General features: G+C 43.6%; 19 protein-coding genes and 1 pseudogene. 16 read left to right on the plus strand and 4 right to left on the minus strand.

The genetic code is table 11. The annotated features are described in order from the left end of the window. Positions 1-261 precede the first annotated feature (261 nt). The 4 genes from ACSSTM_RS15580 to yunB all read left to right on the plus strand — a co-directional run bounded on the left by ACSSTM_RS15580 (position 262) and on the right by yunB (position 3,761). Complete coding sequence (locus tag ACSSTM_RS15580) at positions 262-1,113, plus strand: DUF72 domain-containing protein (protein ID WP_034659883.1); 852 nt, start codon at positions 262-264, stop codon at positions 1,111-1,113. A gap of 61 nt (positions 1,114-1,174) precedes the next feature. Further along, positions 1,175-2,548, plus strand: a complete 1,374-nt coding sequence (locus tag ACSSTM_RS15585; protein ID WP_095285813.1) for a bifunctional metallophosphatase/5'-nucleotidase — start codon at positions 1,175-1,177, stop codon at positions 2,546-2,548. Positions 2,549-2,615: 67 nt separating this feature from the next. Then, complete coding sequence (locus ACSSTM_RS15590; protein WP_034659881.1) at positions 2,616-2,921, plus strand: YunC family protein; 306 nt, start codon at positions 2,616-2,618, stop codon at positions 2,919-2,921. A 75-nt stretch (positions 2,922-2,996) separates the two neighbouring features. Continuing rightward, positions 2,997-3,761, plus strand: a complete 765-nt coding sequence (gene yunB / locus ACSSTM_RS15595) for a sporulation protein YunB (RefSeq protein WP_034282711.1) — start codon at positions 2,997-2,999, stop codon at positions 3,759-3,761. 34 nt (positions 3,762-3,795) lie between these two features. On the opposite strand, the gene ACSSTM_RS15600 is transcribed toward yunB, so the two are convergent. Next, a complete protein-coding gene (locus ACSSTM_RS15600) occupies positions 3,796-4,740 on the minus strand; it encodes a M23 family metallopeptidase (protein ID WP_223249920.1) in 945 nt (314 codons plus the stop codon). A gap of 327 nt (positions 4,741-5,067) precedes the next feature. Between ACSSTM_RS15600 and lipA the strand changes: the two genes are divergently transcribed. Beyond that, positions 5,068-5,964 (plus strand): lipoyl synthase, encoded by an 897-nt coding sequence (gene lipA, locus ACSSTM_RS15605; RefSeq protein WP_034660686.1) that lies wholly within the window; start codon positions 5,068-5,070, stop codon positions 5,962-5,964. A 39-nt stretch (positions 5,965-6,003) separates the two neighbouring features. On the opposite strand, the gene ACSSTM_RS15610 is transcribed toward lipA, so the two are convergent. After that, complete coding sequence (locus ACSSTM_RS15610) at positions 6,004-6,639, minus strand: YhcN/YlaJ family sporulation lipoprotein (RefSeq protein ID WP_437404237.1); 636 nt, start codon at positions 6,637-6,639, stop codon at positions 6,004-6,006. 120 nt (positions 6,640-6,759) lie between these two features. On the opposite strand from ACSSTM_RS15610, the gene ACSSTM_RS15615 reads away from it, so the two are divergent. The 3 genes from ACSSTM_RS15615 to ACSSTM_RS15625 are packed head-to-tail and all read left to right on the plus strand — an operon-like array spanning position 6,760 to position 8,281. Next, on the plus strand, positions 6,760-7,035 hold the full coding sequence (locus tag ACSSTM_RS15615) for a YutD family protein (RefSeq protein ID WP_003213192.1): 276 nt from the start codon (positions 6,760-6,762) through the stop codon (positions 7,033-7,035). Between the two features lie 19 nt (positions 7,036-7,054). After that, entirely contained in the window at positions 7,055-7,489 is a 435-nt protein-coding gene (locus tag ACSSTM_RS15620; protein ID WP_034659878.1) for a DUF86 domain-containing protein, read from the plus strand. Positions 7,490-7,507: 18 nt separating this feature from the next. Next, complete coding sequence (locus tag ACSSTM_RS15625) at positions 7,508-8,281, plus strand: TIGR01457 family HAD-type hydrolase (protein ID WP_095285818.1); 774 nt, start codon at positions 7,508-7,510, stop codon at positions 8,279-8,281. A gap of 42 nt (positions 8,282-8,323) precedes the next feature. Here the strand turns inward: ACSSTM_RS15625 and ACSSTM_RS15630 are convergent, their stop codons facing one another. Beyond that, on the minus strand, positions 8,324-8,824 hold the full coding sequence (locus ACSSTM_RS15630; RefSeq protein WP_034659876.1) for a phosphatidylglycerophosphatase A family protein: 501 nt from the start codon (positions 8,822-8,824) through the stop codon (positions 8,324-8,326). 114 nt (positions 8,825-8,938) lie between these two features. Between ACSSTM_RS15630 and yutH the strand changes: the two genes are divergently transcribed. The 6 genes from yutH to ACSSTM_RS15660 all read left to right on the plus strand — a co-directional run bounded on the left by yutH (position 8,939) and on the right by ACSSTM_RS15660 (position 16,811). After that, the gene (gene yutH / locus ACSSTM_RS15635; protein WP_034659875.1) at positions 8,939-9,967 is read left to right on the plus strand and encodes a spore coat putative kinase YutH; all 1,029 of its coding nucleotides are present in this window, start codon (positions 8,939-8,941) and stop codon (positions 9,965-9,967) included. Between the two features lie 85 nt (positions 9,968-10,052). Continuing rightward, a complete protein-coding gene (locus ACSSTM_RS15640) occupies positions 10,053-11,036 on the plus strand; it encodes a 2-hydroxyacid dehydrogenase (protein ID WP_187704129.1) in 984 nt (327 codons plus the stop codon). A 208-nt stretch (positions 11,037-11,244) separates the two neighbouring features. After that, complete coding sequence (locus tag ACSSTM_RS15645) at positions 11,245-12,546, plus strand: homoserine dehydrogenase (protein ID WP_034659873.1); 1,302 nt, start codon at positions 11,245-11,247, stop codon at positions 12,544-12,546. Continuing rightward, positions 12,546-13,607, plus strand: a complete 1,062-nt coding sequence (gene thrC, locus ACSSTM_RS15650; RefSeq protein WP_024423361.1) for a threonine synthase — start codon at positions 12,546-12,548, stop codon at positions 13,605-13,607. Before ACSSTM_RS15645 ends, thrC begins: the two co-directional genes overlap by 1 nt. Beyond that, entirely contained in the window at positions 13,604-14,536 is a 933-nt protein-coding gene (thrB, locus tag ACSSTM_RS15655) for a homoserine kinase (protein ID WP_034659872.1), read from the plus strand. Before thrC ends, thrB begins: the two co-directional genes overlap by 4 nt. A gap of 304 nt (positions 14,537-14,840) precedes the next feature. Further along, entirely contained in the window at positions 14,841-16,811 is a 1,971-nt protein-coding gene (locus ACSSTM_RS15660) for a S9 family peptidase (protein ID WP_437404238.1), read from the plus strand. A 49-nt stretch (positions 16,812-16,860) separates the two neighbouring features. Here ACSSTM_RS15660 and ACSSTM_RS15665 read toward each other — a convergent pair. After that, positions 16,861-17,160: pseudogene (locus tag ACSSTM_RS15665) on the minus strand (NifU family protein). A 121-nt stretch (positions 17,161-17,281) separates the two neighbouring features. Between ACSSTM_RS15665 and ACSSTM_RS15670 the strand changes: the two are divergent. Both ACSSTM_RS15670 and ACSSTM_RS15675 read left to right on the plus strand, forming a co-directional pair. Next, entirely contained in the window at positions 17,282-17,611 is a 330-nt protein-coding gene (locus tag ACSSTM_RS15670) for a YuzD family protein (RefSeq protein WP_034659870.1), read from the plus strand. Between the two features lie 100 nt (positions 17,612-17,711). Continuing rightward, positions 17,712-17,942, plus strand: coding sequence for a hypothetical protein (locus ACSSTM_RS15675; protein ID WP_034659869.1), 231 nt, complete (start codon positions 17,712-17,714; stop codon positions 17,940-17,942). Positions 17,943-17,956 lie beyond the last annotated feature (14 nt).

Here is a 17,956-nt window from a genome sequence, read left to right on the forward strand (position 1 = left end):
ACAATCACTGTTAACTTCTCTGATATGCAATTTATGTTATCAGCTCAAATCATTTTAGATAGAAAGTTGTCAACTAATATCACAAACAAACAGAGCGTCAGGACAAAATCACGTACCGTCAGTCATCTTCATTCAGAATTACGGGCAAATATGATATGTTGTAGACAGAAGAATTTCTTTCAGAAATATGGGTATCACAAGAGAAAAAGGCTTTCATGTGAGGAAGCCGTCTATACATGAGAGTGGCAAGAGGTGAGAAACATGATTTATATCGGATTAACTGGCTGGGGAGACCATGACAGTCTTTATCCGCCGAAAATCGGCAGCGCTCAAAAGCTGTTTCACTATTCGTCAACGTTTCCCATTGTGGAGCTGGATGCCAGCTTTTATGCGGTTCAGCCTGAGCGTAATCATGAAAAGTGGATCAAGGATACGCCAGATACCTTTCAATTTGTCGTGAAAGCATATCAAGGAATGACCGGGCATCAGAGGGGCGAAATTCCGTTTGCTTCGAAGGAAGAGATGTTTGACGCATTTATTCTTTCATTAACTCCGCTCATTCGAGAAGGGAAACTTGCCATGGTTTTGTTTCAATTTCCACCATGGTTTGATTGCAAAAAAGAGCACGTCCACTATTTAAGATGGTGTAAAGAGAAGATGGGTGACATTCCATGTGCCCTCGAATTCCGTAACCGCACATGGTTCTCAGATGAATTTTATGAGCAGACCTTGTCCTTTATGGAAAAAGAAGGATGGATTCATTCTGTTTGTGATGAGCCGCAAGTTGGAGAAGGCTCCATTCCGCCAGTCATACAAGCTACGCACCGTGATAAAACATTGGTCCGTTTTCACGGAAGAAATAAACAGGGCTGGCTTCACCCAGCAGACCATGAGAATTGGCGTGAAGTGCGATACTTATATTTATATAATGAAGCTGAATTAAAAGAGTGGAAAAAGAATCTCGACATTCTGCATCAGCAATCAAAAGATGTCTATGTCGTGTTTAATAATAACTCCGGCGGAGATGCAGCGGCGAATGGCCAGCAGATGATTGATTTGCTGGATATTACGTATTCAAGCCTTTCTCCGAAGCAGTTAGATTTATTTAGTTAATTGAGAGCTGCGGCTTTCAACCTGAATGACGGTTCAGTGACAACTTGAGGGAGAGATCAACATGCTGCAGAAGCTATGGTTATATCATACAAACGACTTGCACAGCCACTTTGAGAACTGGCCAAAAATCGCAGCTTATATTGAGGAAAAGCGTCAAGTTCACGATCAGATGCTCTTGTTTGATATTGGCGACCATATGGACCGAGTGAACCTTGTGTCAGAAGCTGATTATGGAAAGGTAAACGTCAAGCTTCTCAATCAACTTGGCTATGATGGGGTCACGATTGGAAATAATGAAGGCATTACGCTGCCTCATGATCAACTCGATCAATTGTACGAGCATGCACAATTTCCAGTGGTTCTGTCTAATTTATTTGAGAAAGGCAAAAGGCCATCGTGGGCAAAGCCCTATCATATGATCCAAATGGAAAACGGACTGAAAATATGTCTCTTAGGCGTGACCATTGCGTATACACCCGTCTATGAAAAGCTGGGCTGGGACATTACAGATCCGTTTGACAGCATACGGGACATACTGCAGGAAGTGAAGGGACAGGCAGATGTCATTGTACTCTTATCCCATCTTGGTATCATCCATGATCGGGAGGTCGCCCGTGATTTTCCTGACATCGACATCATCCTAGGCTCACACACGCATCATTTGTTAGAGCAGGGTGAAATGGACAATGGGGTGCTGCTTGCATGCGCTGAAAAGTATGGGCACTATATTGGCTGTGTCGAGCTGACAATTGACATAGCGCGCAAAGAGCTGATCGAGAAAAAAGCAACGGTGCAGTCAGTGGATCAGCTGATCAGTGAATCAGATGAAGCCATCACTACCTTACAGCAAGCAGAAAGAAGAGCCAAAGCCCTCATGCAGGAAAAAGTAACAGCGATTGAGTCAAGGTTAGAAACGAAGTGGTTTGATGAATCCCCGCTTCCGCAGCTCTTAACAGATGCCATTAAAGATTGGTGCGGGGCAGATATCGGCATGATGAATGCAGGTATGGTGCTTGATTCATTAGAGGCAGGAATCGTGACAAGAGAAGAAGTCCACCGAATCTGCCCGCATCCCATTAATCCCATTCGGGTGACGCTTACCGGTCAACAGCTCATCGAAACCGTTCGGCGTGCCTGTGAAGAAAAAATGGAACAGCTGCGCATCAAGGGCTTCGGCTTTAGAGGTGAGCTGATGGGGAAAATGCTGTATAGCGGCCTCACCTATACAGTAGAAGAAGGCGAAACCAAACGGGTAAAGGATGTCTTTGTACATGATCAATTGATCAAAAAGGACGCTTCCTATACGGTTGGCACAGTCGATATGTATACATTAGGCTCTCTATTTCCTCATATCCGTGACCATGAACACATTGAATATTTCATGCCGGAATTTCTACGTGATGTGCTTACTTGGTGCCTGAAGGAAACCACATGAAATCCGCTTTAGCCTAACAACACTCGCCCTCTTGTCACATAGATTGTGATGAGAGGAGTGAAGGGATTTGGTGAATTTAACACCTATTAAAATTGATGGACATTCCTTTACAGCCGTCACCGTCAAACTGCCGAAGACGAATTTTATGGCGGTAACAAATGAACATGGGTATATTATGTGCGGTGCACTGGATGTCGGGCTCTTAAATGAAAAACTTGCAGATAGAGGAATTATCGCAGGGAGAGCAGTTGGTGTGAGAACCATTGAGCAATTGCTTGATGCCCCTTTAGAATCTGTGACATACGCCGCAGAAGCGCTAGGCATTACAGCTGGAACCAATGGAAGAGACGCATTATTAAAAATGGTGAAATAAAATGGATAGATGATTCCTATCCCCCCGCCTGTCTGCATACACTTGTAGTGGAGAAGGGGGGATTTTTTATTGAGAATGAACCGCCGTTATCGCCCCTATAAAAAGGGCCCTTTGCCATTTCGATACGTCATGCTGCTTGCAATCTTATTCTTTGTACTCTCAACCGTCATTAGTCTATTTTTTATTAACCGTTCAATTAAACCAACCCTTATTCACATTGCGGAACTAGAAACAGAGCGTATCGCCAATCATCTGATCCAATATTCTGTTCAAGACTTTGCAGACGATCAGGAGAATATGAAGGATATGGTGGTCATGAATACAAGTGAGAACGGAAAAGTAACGACCATCGATTTTAATGCGCAGGCAACATCGAAAGCAATGGCTGACCTGTCACGTCATCTTCAAAAAAATTTAGAGGACATTGAAAAGGGGAACTTTCAAAAAGAGGCAAAAGAAGCGTTAAAGGATCAAACAGATGGACATGACGGCATTATATATAACATTCCGCTTGGGCAAGCGTCCGGAAATGCACTCATCGCCAATCTAGGGCCAAAAGTGCCTGTACGCTTTAGTGTCATTGGTGACCCGCATACGGACGTTGAAAAAAACATTAAGCCTTATGGCATCAACAATGCCTTGATTGATATTAGTGTTCTGATCGAGGTCAAGGTGAGAGTCATCATCCCGTTTGCATCTGAAACAATCGTGGTCAAGAACTCAGTTCCCGTCTCCATACAAGCCGTTCAAGGGGACGTACCAGATTATTACAATGGCAGCGGAACAAACTCAGGCGCTCCATCGATTGTTCTCCCAGAGAAAAAGGAGAAGAAAGAATAATGAAAAACAGCCCAAGGAATGATTGGGCTGTTTTCTATTTGCGTTTCCGCTCAGCTCTTTCCCACGCCCTTAAATGAGGGTATGGATCAAATGACCATTCAGTTCTGCCGTTGTCTTTATACATGCCATAGTGAAGATGCGGCGGAAATTTTCCTGCTGTGCCTGGGGGGCCATAACCGGAGCTTCCGACAGATCCAATGACCTGTCCGGGTTCAACAATTTGACCTGTTTTGAGTCCTTTTGCAAAGCCATTTAAATGAGCGAAGTAATGATAATGATTATGAATATCTCGAATACCAATCCGCCAGCCGCCAAAGCGGTTCCAGCCTTTCATTTCAATCACGCCATACGATGTCGCACGAACGGGAAGTCCATAATGGGCAAATAAATCCGTGCCCTCATGAATTCTTCTGCCGCCAAACCCTCTCGCATCTCCCCATGTACTCCGGTAGCTGTAGTCAGCTCCGACCGGAAGAGGGAAGGCATGCTTTCCGAGGTCAAGATGGCCGTAGTGCTGAAATAGCTTCATAAAAGATGAAATAATTCCAACGGTTTGATCTCGTCCATAATAGTCCCATAAAGCAATTTTTAATTGATCAATGCTGCTGCCGTAGTGAAGCAAGTATTGAGCAAACGTGAATAATACATCCTCATCGTCATCGCTGTTCGCTTTTCCATCCCCGTTTCCATCAAGTCCAATTCCGTCAAACACTTTAATGCTTAAAGGAGAGGTATCCTGCTGATTCGGGTTTTCAGGGCCGATCCACATTTCCCGGGGAATGTAGATACTAATGACGCCTTTTTGTTTCGGTAAATCTCTTCTGCTTTTTCGAATATTCTGCTCATACTGATCAACCGCAGCAAGTACATACCATGGAACCTGTGTCGTGATGGCGACTTTTTCGTAAAGTGCCATTCGCTGCTTCAGTACATCTGGCTGCTTGCCTTCCCCTTGTGCATGAACAGGTAAAGGGAGCATTGAAAGAGCGATCATGATGGCTAAAACCACTTTCACAAACGTCCATCTCCTTTCATCAAGCATCGTCTTCTACCGTTTAGTGTGGTTAGATCACCCTATTTCATAAGAAGAAAATGTTAGTAATTTTCTTCTGATTTTTTTAGGAGGCTTTTGGGTATTTTTGCAGCTCATTCCCTTGTTGTTCAATCTGTACTATGTTAAAGTGTCTAAAGAAAAGGCTTTAGGCCGAAGATTCAATTTTTTGCAGCTTCTTAGCTGCATCCATCGTATATAGCAGGAAGATTTTTGTAGATGCACCTTTAACGAATTCATATGGAGATGATGGAATTGGCAAAGAAGGAAGAGCACGTAAGAAAACCGGACTGGCTTAAAATTAAGCTGAATACGAATGAAAACTATACCGGTTTGAAAAAAATGATGCGGGAAAACAACCTGAATACCGTTTGTGAAGAAGCAAAATGTCCGAATATTCATGAATGCTGGGCAGTGAGAAGAACGGCTACATTTATGATTCTTGGATCTGTTTGTACGCGCGCATGCCGTTTCTGTGCGGTGAAAACTGGACTCCCAACTGAGCTTGACCTGCAAGAGCCAGAACGCGTGGCAGATTCAGTGGCTTTGATGAACTTAAAGCATGCTGTCATAACAGCGGTTGCAAGGGATGACCAAAAGGATGGCGGAGCAGGTGTGTTTGCTGAAACCGTTCGTGCCATTAGAAGAAAAAGCCCATTTACGACAATTGAAGTTCTCCCTTCAGACATGGGCGGCAATTACGATAATTTGAAGACGTTAATGGACACACGTCCTGACATTTTAAATCACAATATTGAAACAGTTCGCAGATTAACGCCAAGGGTTCGTGCGCGTGCTACATATGATCGTTCATTAGAATTCTTGCGCCGCGCAAAAGAAATGCAGCCCGACATTCCAACGAAATCAAGCATTATGATTGGACTAGGTGAAACGAAGGAAGAAATCATTGAAGTCATGGATGATCTTCTTGCGAGCAACGTGGATATTATGGCAATTGGTCAGTATTTACAACCTTCGAAAAAGCATTTGAAAGTTCAAAAATACTACCATCCGGATGAGTTTGCAGAGCTGAAGGAAATTGCGATGTCAAAAGGCTTTAGCCATTGTGAAGCTGGGCCGCTTGTGCGCTCTTCCTACCATGCAGATGAACAAGTAAACGAAGCGTCTAAAAAGCGTCAGGCGCAAGCATAACAAAGAAAACGCCAGAGCTCTCTGGCGTTTTTTCTCATATTAATTTTGGCCGTAAGGGGCGTTTCTTCTCATGGTACGGTCGGAATTCGTCATACCATTTGCATCTTCTTTCGTAGAAATATCTCCACCTTGAGGGGAATATTTCATTTGTTGAATCGTTTTGGTTAAAATTTGATCAAAATCACGTGAATTGGTTTGAAGACGTGAAAAATTGGCAATGGATTGAAAGTGCTCTGGATTATCAGAGACGTATACATGATAATAACGAGGGAGTACAGAAACCGCCGTTTTCTTTACTTGATCGGCAGATTCATCCCGGTTTTTGTTTCCTGTTCGATATACAATCAGTGCATCCTCATCTGTCACAAGTGTGGCTGCATCTTTGATGTTTGGGAGCTGCACAGTTAAACTTGTAATGACGTGGGCAAGATGCTCGCGATTTAAAGCAGGTGTTCTTTCTTTCTGATCCGTTACTTGCTGTCGCTGATAACGAACATATCCTGCTCTGTTTGTGTCTGCTTCTGGCATGTTGGAATTATTTCCTTCATGACGACCCGATAGACGGATGGTTTTACTTGAAGAATCTTCATCCACTTGCCGGTTCATACCTGATTGAAAGCCGCACCCGCCTAAAAGCATGCTGAGGAGAATCGCGGCTGTCAGTTGTTTCTTCATAAATGTGACCTCCTTTTTTCTTTAGCTTCGGCTAAAACGGAAAAAACATGCTTTAGCAATTGATGGAGTTCTTCCAATGAATTATCATTAAAGATGGATCGTTTAAAAAGAGGTGAGAAGATGATCGTCATTCAGAATGCTACTTTTGATCTTGTAAGAGATATTAAAGACGGTTTTGATGAAGAAGCGTTTAAAGCAAGGTACTCAGATATTTTAAATAAGTATGATTATATTGTGGGGGACTGGGGCTACAATCAGCTGAGACTGAAGGGGTTCTTTGATGACCAAAACCAAAAGGCCACATTTGATACAAAAATCAGCACACTCGATGAATACATTTATGAATACTGTAATTTTGGCTGTGCCTATTTTGTCTTAAAACGAATCAGAAAATAACGCAAAGGGGAGCGTCATGATGTATTTCGTAGACAGAAAAAAAATTGAAGAGACATTGCGTTTTTTCGAGGAGCAATATGAGTTGATGCGCAGTCATCAAACATGGACAAGTCCACTAGAGAAAAAAGCGCTGGAACGAATTGTTCATTTGCTTGTCGAATGTATTCTTGATACGGGAAATGATATGATTGATGGCTTTATTATGCGTGATCCAGGAAGCTATGATGACATCATGGATATTCTTGTTGATGAAAAGGTTGTACCCGAAGAGGAAGGCAGTCAGCTGAAAAAGCTTGTCTCGTGCCGCAAAACACTTGTGCAGCAATACCAGGAAGTGGTTCATCACGACTTGCTGCAGGTGATCAGCGAGGTTGAGCATGCGCTAGAGGTTTTCCCAAGCCGCATCCGTACCTACTTGGAGCAGGAGCTTGGCCCAGTATCAGCGTTTAAATAATCCATTGGAGTTGTGAGCATCATGAAATACAAAGGCTACTTAATTGATTTAGACGGAACAATGTATAAAGGAACAGAAAAGATCGAAGAAGCAGGTCAATTTGTTCAAAAGTTAAATGAGCTAAACATTCCTTACTTGTTTGTCACGAATAACTCGTCACGCACGCCGAAGCAGGTAGCAGAAAAGCTTGTTTCATTCGATATTCCAGCAACTGAAGAACAAGTCTTTACAACAAGTATGGCGACAGCCAATTATATTGCCGAGCAAAAGAAAGACGCGTCTGTTTACGTCATCGGTGAAGAAGGAATCAAGCAGGCCATTGAAGAAAAAGGGCTAATGTTCGGTCAGGAAGACGCTGATTTCGTTGTTGTTGGAATTGACCGAGACATTACATATGAAAAATTCGCAGTAGGTGCGATTGCCATCCGTCAAGGCGCACAATTTGTCTCAACAAATGGAGACATCGCCATACCAACAGAAAGAGGGCTTCTGCCAGGGAACGGCTCATTAACATCTGTGCTGACCGTCACCACTACGGTCCAGCCAACGTTTATCGGGAAGCCAGAATCCATCATCATGGAACAAGCGATGAGGGTGCTCGGGACCGATCTGTCTGAGACGCTTATGGTGGGTGATAACTATGATACGGATATTATGGCAGGGATGAATGCAGGAATGGACACATTACTCGTTCATACAGGCGTGACAACAAAAGAACTGCTTCAGAAGTATGACAAACAGCCAACCTATGTTATTGATTCATTAACCGAGTGGATTGAGCGATTATCATAAAAAAAAGAGGACAAGCGTTACGCGCGCGTCCTCTTTTTTGCTTTATTCCGCATTTCTCGTACTATGTGCAAGCCTGCTTGATGCTGCAGCAGCAATGGCGCCGACAATGTCATCTAAAAAGGTGTGGCACTCGCCTGTGGATTTATCATTGAGTTTCCCGAGAATCCCTGGTTTTTCTTTATCGATATATCCGTAATTCGTAAAGCCGATCGAACCATAAATATTGACGATAGCAAAGGATAGAATTTCATCAACACCATACAGGCTTTCGTCTGTTTCTAAAATGGACTGAAGCGGCTCGGTTAGCTTTTTTTGCTCGGCTAGTACGTCTAGTTCGACGCCTGTTAATATCGCATTTTGGACTTCTCGTTTTGCGATGACACGCTCCACATTGTGGATGCATTCTGACATGTCTAAGCCAGGATGATATTTTTCCTGTAAAAAGTAGACAAGGTCTGCTATATCTTGAATGGATACGCCTCGTTCTTGTAAACGGCGTCTTGCTGTTTTTTCTACTTCGTTCATCTCATGATGATGCGGCATATATTCCTCACCCAATCCTCGTAATTTGGTCCACAACGTGTAAAAAGCTTCGGATAGTAAATAGTATTCATAAATCCCTCAACCTGCGACTACGATATGATAAGAGACGATCATATGAACGCAGGTGAAAACATGAAAGAAACCATTTATCACACATTTGGTATTGATGTGCGTCAATTTATGCCATATGGCAGTTATCAGAGCTTTCAAACGTCGGAGGCTCTCTTTATCATTGTTCCTGTGTCTCATTTGCGAGAAGAAGAACTCACAGAGCTGTATCATATCAGTCAGTATTTACTGAATGCCGGAGACCCATACGTCGCTGTGTTTGAATTAACAAATGAAGAGAAGCCCACCTTTACTCATGGAAAGGAGCTGTATGCTTTATTAAAGGCAGCACCGCCGATCTCAAGCAGATCGTTTCAGCAGGCATCAGAGCTGGCGGCCTTTCATGTCAGGGGAAGAGGATTTCCATATGAGGTATCTGAAACAAAACGTGTGGGAGCCTGGAAGGAATTGTGGGCAAAACGGTTAGATCAGCTTGAAGGCTTTTGGATGCAGCAAATGCACCAAAAACCACTGGAACGATTTGAAAAAAAATTCATCGAATCCTTTCCGTATTATCTTGGATTAACGGAAAACGCCATTCAATATTTAGTGGATACTGAGCTGGATGATGAACCGAGGGAATGTGACTCGGGCACTGTCTGCCACCAGCGTTTTTCGCGGAGGACTTGGCCGCATGAGCAGCCGCTTCGTTTACCTGTAGATTGGGTCTTTGATCATCCAACCCGAGATATTGCCGAATACTTAAGAGAAACCTTTGTGCAGCATAAGGAAGATTTAATTGAAGAAGGCTTCTCCTTTCTTCATCAATATGAGCAGGTGACACCTCTTTCTTCCTTTTCTAAGCGTTTGTTATACAGCCGCTTGTTGTTCCCGCTTCATTATTTTGAAATTGTGGAAGGCTACTACATGTCAGGAGAAAATGAAAAATCATATTATGAAGAGCGGTTAGATTACGTCCTAAATGATGCCAATCGCTATGAATACTTTCTGAAGGTCTTTCAAGAAATGAGTGCCATGCGAAGCGGCGAGAGCCCGATACCGGCAGTTGGCTGGATCACAGGTCCACGGATTTGAAGTTTCAGTGAACAGATGAAACGTCTCTTTTCTCTTGAGGCGTTTTTCGTTATGCTTAAAGAAATCAATCAAAGGAGTGTTCTTCTTGCCGAAACCTTATGTCTATATCACAAGAAAGCTGGATGAAGCATCACTTACACCATTAAAAGAAGTCGCTCATATTGAGATGTGGCCGAGCGAGGATGAGCCATGTCCAAGAGAAGAATTAGAAAAACAAGCAGCTCAAGCGGATGCGCTTCTCACCATGCTGTCAGATCAAGTAGATGAAGCCCTTTTATCAAAAACTCCAAATGTTAAGGTGATCGCAAACCTTGCTGTTGGCTATGACAATATTGATCTTGAGGCGGCTGAAAAGCGCAATATCACTATTTGTCATACACCGGATGTATTAACAGAATCCACGGCTGATTTAGCCTTTGCCCTTCTGATGGCGTCAGCTAGACGGATTGTCGAGGCGAGTGATTGGATTAAGGAAGGAAATTGGACAGGCTGGGGGCCTCTTCTTCTTGCCGGCGCTGATATTCATCACAAAACCCTTGGAATTGTTGGCATGGGCAGCATCGGAACAGCGCTTGCCAAGCGGGCAGCAGGCTTTGACATGAAGGTGCTGTACCATAACCGGTCAAGAAAGCCAGAGGCAGAAGCGCAGCTCGGCGTGACTTATGCGCCATTTGAGGAACTGCTTACGCAGTCTGATTTCATCGTCTGTCTGACCCCTTTAACCCCGGAAACAAAAGACATGTTTAATGAAAAAGCATTTGATCTGATGAAGAACTCAGCCTATTTTATTAATGTATCAAGAGGACAGACTGTGGATGAGGATGCTTTATATGAGGCGGTCACGACAGGAAAAATTGCCGGAGCCGGTCTGGATGTATTTAGACAGGAGCCTGTCAGCCCGTCTCATCCGTTAACAACATTATCTAACGTCACGGTTCTCCCTCATATTGGAAGTGCAAGTGTCGAAACGAGAAAAACGATGATGCGTTTGTGTGCTGAAAATATTGCGCTTATCTTACAAGGTCAGCAAGCCAAAACGCCGGTTCGTTCATCATATAAGGCTCCCTGAGTTTCGGGAGCTTTTCTGACAAAAATATTTTGAAAATATAGAATCTTGATATAAATAGCTGTTAAGCGGTTTCATTCTGACAATCTCTTATTTTATTACCTTGTCAAAATGAGGATACCCCTTTATAATGTGTGTACATTGAATGTCTGTGTTAGGTTAACAAATGTCTTTTTAGAGAGGACATTGACGGAGAAAGGTGGAATTTCAGGTGAAGGCAATTCGAGTTGGACTATTAGGATTAGGAACAGTGGGGAGCGGTGTCGTCAAGATTATCCAAGATCACCAGGATAAATTAATGCACCAGATCGGCTGTCCGGTATTAATACAAAAAGTGCTTGTGAGCAATCCCGATAAAAAGAGAGATGTGGATGTGGCAAGAGAGGTCTTCACAACTGAAGTATACGATGTGATTAGAGATCCAGAGGTCGACGTCATTATTGAAGTGATGGGCGGCATTGAAGAGACAAAACAATATTTAATAGATGCGTTAAATGAGAAGAAGCATGTCATTACAGCCAATAAAGATTTAATGGCGCTTTACGGAACAGAGCTTTTACATGTTGCGAAAGAAAATGGCTGTGATCTTTATTATGAAGCAAGTGTCGCCGGAGGAATTCCGATTCTGCGTACGCTGGAGGAAGGATTGGCCTCTGACCGAATTACGAAGATGATGGGGATTGTGAACGGTACAACGAATTTTATTTTAACGAAAATGAACGTCGATAAAAGCGCATATGAAGATGTCTTAAAAGAAGCGCAGGATCTTGGCTTTGCAGAAGCAGACCCGACAGCTGATGTAGAAGGACTTGATGCAGCAAGGAAAATGGCGATTCTTGCAAGACTCGGTTTTTCCATGAATGTGGAATTAGAGGATGTGAAGGTCAGAGGCATCTCTGACGTTTCTGATGAAGACATTAATTTCAGTAAACGATTTGGCTACACAATGAAGCTGATCGGAATTGCCCAGCGGGACGGAGAGAAAGTGGAAGTCAGTGTCCAGCCAACCTTACTCCCTGATCACCATCCGCTATCATCGGTCAACAATGAATTCAATGCGGTGTATGTCTATGGAAGTGCTGTAGGAGAAACGATGTTTTACGGCCCTGGAGCAGGAAGTCTCCCAACGGCAACAGCTGTTGTATCAGACTTAGTCGCAGTGATGAAAAACATGCGCCTTGGCGTGAACGGAAGCGGATTTATCGCACCGCAGTTTGAGAAAAAGATCAAATCGCCATCGGAAGTATTTGCTCAGCAATTCTTAAGAATTCATGTCAGAGATCAAGTCGGGGCATTCTCCCGCATTACATCTATTTTTTCTGAAAGAGGCATCAGCTTTGAAAAGATCCTTCAGCTTCCTGTGAAAGGGCATGATGAGCTGGCTGAAATTGTGATTATTACACACCGGACCTCAGAAGAAGATTTCTCAAATATCCTGCAAAAATTAAACGATCTCGACGTGGTGGTTCAAGTGAAGAGCACGTACCGAGTAGAAGGGAACGGTTTAAGCTGATGAAGTGGAATGGACTTATTGAGGAATTCCAAGAATTCTTACCAGTAAACGAATCAACACCAAAACTAACATTAAATGAAGGGAATACACCGCTGATCCACCTTGCCAAACTTTCGGAAAAGCTGGGGATTGAGCTTCATGTGAAAACAGAAGGCGTCAATCCAACAGGCTCTTTCAAGGATCGTGGAATGGTCATGGCTGTTGCAAAGGCAAAAGAAGAAGGCAATGATACGATCATGTGTGCTTCGACAGGGAATACCTCTGCGGCGGCAGCGGCTTATGCAGCCCGTGCTGATATGAAATGTATCGTCATCATTCCAGACGGGAAAATTGCCTTCGGGAAGCTTGCACAGGCTGTGATGTACGGAGCAGAGATCATTGCGATTGACGGCAACTTTGATGATGCGCTGAAAATCGTCCGCAGCATCTGTGAAAAAGCGCCGATTGCTCTTGTTAACTCTGTCAATCCGTACCGAATTGAAGGACAAAAAACTGCGGCATTTGAAATCTGTGAGCAGCTAGGCTCGGCCCCGGACGTACTGGCGATTCCTGTTGGAAATGCAGGGAACATCACCGCCTACTGGAAAGGCTTCAAGGAATACCATGAGAAAAAAGGAACTGGACTGCCAGTCATGCGCGGCTTTGAAGCAGAAGGTGCAGCAGCAATCGTACGAAATGAAGTGATTGAACAGCCAGAAACAGTGGCAACTGCCATCCGTATCGGAAATCCAGCGAGCTGGAAGCAAGCTGTGGCAGCCGCAGATGAATCAAACGGAAAGATTGATGAAGTGACTGACGAGGAAATTCTTCATGCATATCAATTGATTGCACGTGAAGAAGGCGTGTTTGCAGAACCGGGCTCTTGTGCGTCTATCGCAGGTGTGCTAAAGCAGGTGAAATCCGGAGAAATCAAGCCAGGCAGTAAAGTTGTTGCGGTATTAACAGGCAACGGATTGAAAGATCCGAATACGGCAATTGATATTTCACAAATCAAGCCGGTCACACTCGATGCAGATGAAGATCAAATTCTTGAACACTTAGAAAAGGCCGCGCGCGTATGAGTAAAGCCTCCATGCTTTTTACAATCACAGTACCGGGAAGCACTGCCAATTTAGGACCAGGCTTTGATTCAGTTGGAATGGCGCTCAGCCGCTATTTAAAGCTATCGGTCTATGACCATGATAGCTGGCTGTTTGAAGCAGAAACAGATGTCGTGTCCGGGATTCCATCAGGCACCGACAACCTAATTTATCAAACAGCCAAAAAGGTCGCAGATCACTTTGGAAAAACACTCCCGCCTGTTTATGTCAAAGTGTGGAGTGATATTCCATTGGCACGGGGGCTGGGAAGCAGTGCTGCTGCAATTGTGGCAGCCATTGAGCTGGCCAATCAGCTTCTCGAATTAAATATGACAGATGATCAAAAGCTCTTTTTTGCAAGTGAGGTAGAAGGTCATCCAGATAATGCGGGTGCTTCTTTATTCGGCGGTTTACTGATTGGTCTTCATGAAGAAGACAAGACACATGCCGTCAAAGTGCAGCATGTGGATATAGATGTTGTCGTCGTGATTCCTTTTTATGAAGTGCTGACAAAGGATGCCCGTGATGTCCTGCCAGAGGATCTTTCCTATAAACATGCTGTCAGTGCGAGTGCTGTGAGCAACGTGCTTGTAGCGGCATTAATGACGCAGAACTGGCCGCTTGTTGGAGAAATGATGAATAAGGATTTATTTCATCAGCCTTACCGCACAATGCTCGTCCCAGAGCTGTCGAAGGTAGAGCATGTCGCTTCGCTAAAAGGAGCGTATGGAACGGCATTAAGCGGTGCTGGACCGACGATCTTAACCTTAGTTGAAAAAGGGAAGGGAGAAGCGCTGAAAAAGCAGCTTGCCCAAAACTTCCCGCATTGCGAAGTAGATTTGCTGACGGTACCGGTAGAAGGTGTTGTCGTGGAGCATGATCCTGTCAATCAAGTAAAGAACGTGCTGTAAAAATGCACGTTCCCAGCGTGTAGACAAACCCTCGCATTCGGTGTCAGTCCTGCGTGCTGGTGCTCACGAATGTCAAATTCGCTCCGTGCCAGTACTCGTCCTTCCTAGACTGCAAAGGTTTTCTATCACGCTGAAAAGAAGAAAAAGAGCTAAAATAAAGATCATTTTAGCCCTTTTTCAATAATCTGAGAACGTGCTGTAAATCTGCACGTTCTTTTTTTATCTTTGTTTTTATAGGAAGAAGCAGGGATTATTATTTAGAGGATCGAACTATTTTTTATGCGTAAAAGGGGGAGATACATTCATGAAGAAATTGATGACGGCAGAAGATTTAACGAAGATTGTTTCTGTTTCTCATCCGGTTTATTCACCAGATGGAAAAAAAGCGGTTTTTACAAAAGTCACGGTGAATGAGAAAAAAGATGATTACAACATCCATTTATGGGTTCGAGATGAAGAGACAGAGGAGCTGTCACAATGGACATTTGAGGATGGAAAGCATCATCAGCCAGTGTGGTCAAAAGACAGCAGGCAGCTTGCTTTTATTTTGCAAAAGCCAAAGGAAGTTCCTCAGCTGGCACTGATTCAGAGCCAGGGAGGCGGTGTGCGCACCTTAACGGCGATTCCATACGGGGTATCTCATCCTGTCTTTTCACCAGATGGAGCTTTCATTTATGCGGCTGTGTCACTGAAACAATCAGAATCTGTTCATGATGAAAAAAAGGAAGAGCGAGATGATTTCGCTCCTGCGGTATATGATGATTTGACCTATAAAGCTGATGGCAGAGGTTATTTAGATGGGCGTTTCACGCAGATCATTCAAGTGGATACCCACTCAGGAGAGGTAGAGGCTGTCACGAGCGGGCATCATCATCATGTGAGTCACACGGTCTCTCCGTGCGGGAAATGGCTTGCCTATATTCAATCAAATCCTCAGACGCCTTACATAAGTGACGTATGCCTCCTGTCATTAGAGGACAGTACGACAAAGAAAATCACACAATCAGCTGGCGCTTATTCCACCGTGTCTTTTTCTCCAAATGGAGAGAGCCTCGTGTATATCGGACATGAGCGCGAATTTCAAAATGCTACCTTCCCAGCATTATGGCTGTATGATCTGAAGGAAGAAAAAGTAGTTCAGCTGTCAGAAATGCTCGATATGTATGTGGGCAACTGTATGGCAGGAGATAGCGTCATGGGCGAAGCCAATCAGCTTCCGCAGTGGACAAAGGATAGCCAGGGGTTTTATGCGCTTGTTTCTGATCAAGGCAGTACAGGGATTTATTATTTCTCCGTTGAAGGCTTAGCCTATCCAGTTCGATTAGAGGCAGAACATATTACAAACTTCAGCCTTCATCCAGATGAATCCAAATTGCTGTTCAGCCGGCTTACGCACGTTTCACCAAGTGAGCTGTATGAGCTGACATTAGGGGAGGCGGATCTAAAGCAAATCACGTTCGAGCATGACACCTTTCTTAAGGAGCATGTCCTATCGGTACCAGAGCCATTTTCGTTTCAGTCAAAAGAAGGTGATGAGGTGCATGGCTGGTTTATGAAGCCTTCCCAAATGGAAGACGGGAAGAAATATCCTCTCATTTTAGAGATTCATGGTGGACCGCATGCGATGTATGGTTATACGTATTTTCATGAATTTCAAATGCTCGCTGCTGAAGGCTATGCCATCGTATATATCAATCCTCATGGCAGTCATGGATACGGACAGATGTTTAGCGACCGTGTGAGAGGAAGCTATGGTGGCGTTGATTATAAGGATGTCATACAGGCTGTTGATCATGTGCTCAAAGCCTATGATTTACTTGATGAAACGAGGCTCGGAGTAACAGGCGGCAGCTATGGAGGTTTTATGACCAACTGGATTGTCGGGCAAACCGACCGCTTTCGCGCAGCCGTCACACAGCGGTCCATTTCAAACTGGATTAGCTTTTATGGCATTAGTGACATCGGTTATTACTTCACAAGATGGCAGATTGATGGGGATATTTATGATTCGGCCGATAAGCTATGGGATCGTTCGCCGCTAAAGTATGTGAAGCAGGTGAAGACGCCGCTTCTCATCTTGCACAGCGATGAAGACTATCGCTGCCCAGTTGATCAAGCAGAACAGCTTTTTGTAGCACTGAAGGAGCTTGGGAAAGACACAAGGCTCGTCAAATTCCCGAAGGCATCTCATGATTTATCCAGAAGCGGCCATCCGGGGCAGCGTATTCAAAGACTGACCTTTATGAAGGACTGGTTTAGAGAGAAGTTAAGTTAATAATGAAAAAAACGACCCGAATTCGGGTCGTTTTCATGTCATATATGAATTAGAAAACCTGTTCAACTTCTACAACGCCAGGCACTTCTTCTAATAATGCGCGTTCAATACCGGCTTTCAATGTAATGGTTGAACTTGGGCAGCTGCCGCATGCACCAAGAAGACGTAATTTCACAATGCCATCTTCAATGTCTACAAGCTCACAGTCTCCACCATCACGTAATAGAAATGGACGAAGTTTGTCCAGTACTTCCTGTACTTGGTCTTTCATTTCGACTTCAGTCATTAGATATAATCGCTCCTTTCACAACATATCACCATTATATTCATCTGGACGATAAAAATCTATTGATTGGTTTCAAAGTTTCCTTCTCATTATAGCACAATCTCATCTTGAAACAAAAAGTGATTTTGACTTTTTTCATACAGAAAATTCAGCTAAAATAAAGAAAGAATAGGGGGCTTGCCAAATGAATCAAACCGTTGATCTTTATGTATATGGAAGAGATGTACTGTGCGCTAGCTGCGTGAATCTGCCTTCTTCAAAAGACACATTTGAGTGGTTAGATGCAGCGTTAAAACGAAAATATCCGAATCAGCCGTTTCGCATCACATATATTGATATTGAGCACCCGCCAGAAAACGAACGCCAAAAAGAATTATCTGAACGAATTCTTGATGATGAATTCTTTTATCCGCTTGTTTTAGTGGAGAATCAAATTGTTGGAGAGGGCAATCCAAAATTAAAAGACATTTATCAAGAAATGGAGAAATACGGATACAAGGAGAGCAGTGAATAAACTGTTCTTTTTTTGAGAAAACAAACAGAATAAGCGTTCCTTTTTAGGTTGAAAAAGAACGTTTGTTCGATTATAATCAAATGAAAGGAGCGTGAGCATTATGAATTATTTACTGAAACAATCTCTTCATCAGCAATTACCAATTGAGATGATTTATATGAAGAAAAACGGAGAGTGCACGAAGCGTAAAATCATTGTCCACCGTCAAACAGACCAGCTTATCCAAGCGTATTGTTTATCGAAAAAGACGATGAGAACTTTTCGTAAAGACAGCATCCTTGCCCTTGCTCCGATCAAATTGACCCGTTCATCGGCACATGCCGTTTCATAGAAAAAAAGCTCCCT

The organism is Bacillus sp. RK1064 (genome assembly GCF_051488405.1).
Lineage (GTDB): Bacteria > Bacillota > Bacilli > Bacillales > Bacillaceae > Bacillus.

Bases quoted from the DNA above. Each gene is read 5' to 3' on its own strand.
- ACSSTM_RS15580 (WP_034659883.1), top strand. From the start codon at position 262: ATGATTTATATCGGATTAACTGGCTGGGGAGACCATGACAGTCTTTAT.
- ACSSTM_RS15585 (WP_095285813.1), top strand. From the start codon at position 1,175: ATGCTGCAGAAGCTATGGTTATATCATACAAACGACTTGCACAGCCAC.
- ACSSTM_RS15620 (WP_034659878.1), top strand. From the start codon at position 7,055: ATGTATTTCGTAGACAGAAAAAAAATTGAAGAGACATTGCGTTTTTTC.
- yutH (WP_034659875.1), top strand. From the start codon at position 8,939: ATGAACGCAGGTGAAAACATGAAAGAAACCATTTATCACACATTTGGT.
- ACSSTM_RS15615 (WP_003213192.1), top strand. From the start codon at position 6,760: ATGATCGTCATTCAGAATGCTACTTTTGATCTTGTAAGAGATATTAAA.
- ACSSTM_RS15660 (WP_437404238.1), top strand. From the start codon at position 14,841: ATGAAGAAATTGATGACGGCAGAAGATTTAACGAAGATTGTTTCTGTT.
- ACSSTM_RS15630 (WP_034659876.1), bottom strand. From the start codon at position 8,824: ATGCCGCATCATCATGAGATGAACGAAGTAGAAAAAACAGCAAGACGC.
- thrB (WP_034659872.1), top strand. From the start codon at position 13,604: ATGAGTAAAGCCTCCATGCTTTTTACAATCACAGTACCGGGAAGCACT.
- ACSSTM_RS15600 (WP_223249920.1), bottom strand. From the start codon at position 4,740: ATGCTCCCTTTACCTGTTCATGCACAAGGGGAAGGCAAGCAGCCAGAT.
- yunB (WP_034282711.1), top strand. From the start codon at position 2,997: ATGAACCGCCGTTATCGCCCCTATAAAAAGGGCCCTTTGCCATTTCGA.
- ACSSTM_RS15675 (WP_034659869.1), top strand. From the start codon at position 17,712: ATGAATTATTTACTGAAACAATCTCTTCATCAGCAATTACCAATTGAG.
- ACSSTM_RS15670 (WP_034659870.1), top strand. From the start codon at position 17,282: ATGAATCAAACCGTTGATCTTTATGTATATGGAAGAGATGTACTGTGC.
- ACSSTM_RS15610 (WP_437404237.1), bottom strand. From the start codon at position 6,639: ATGAAGAAACAACTGACAGCCGCGATTCTCCTCAGCATGCTTTTAGGC.
- thrC (WP_024423361.1), top strand. From the start codon at position 12,546: ATGAAGTGGAATGGACTTATTGAGGAATTCCAAGAATTCTTACCAGTA.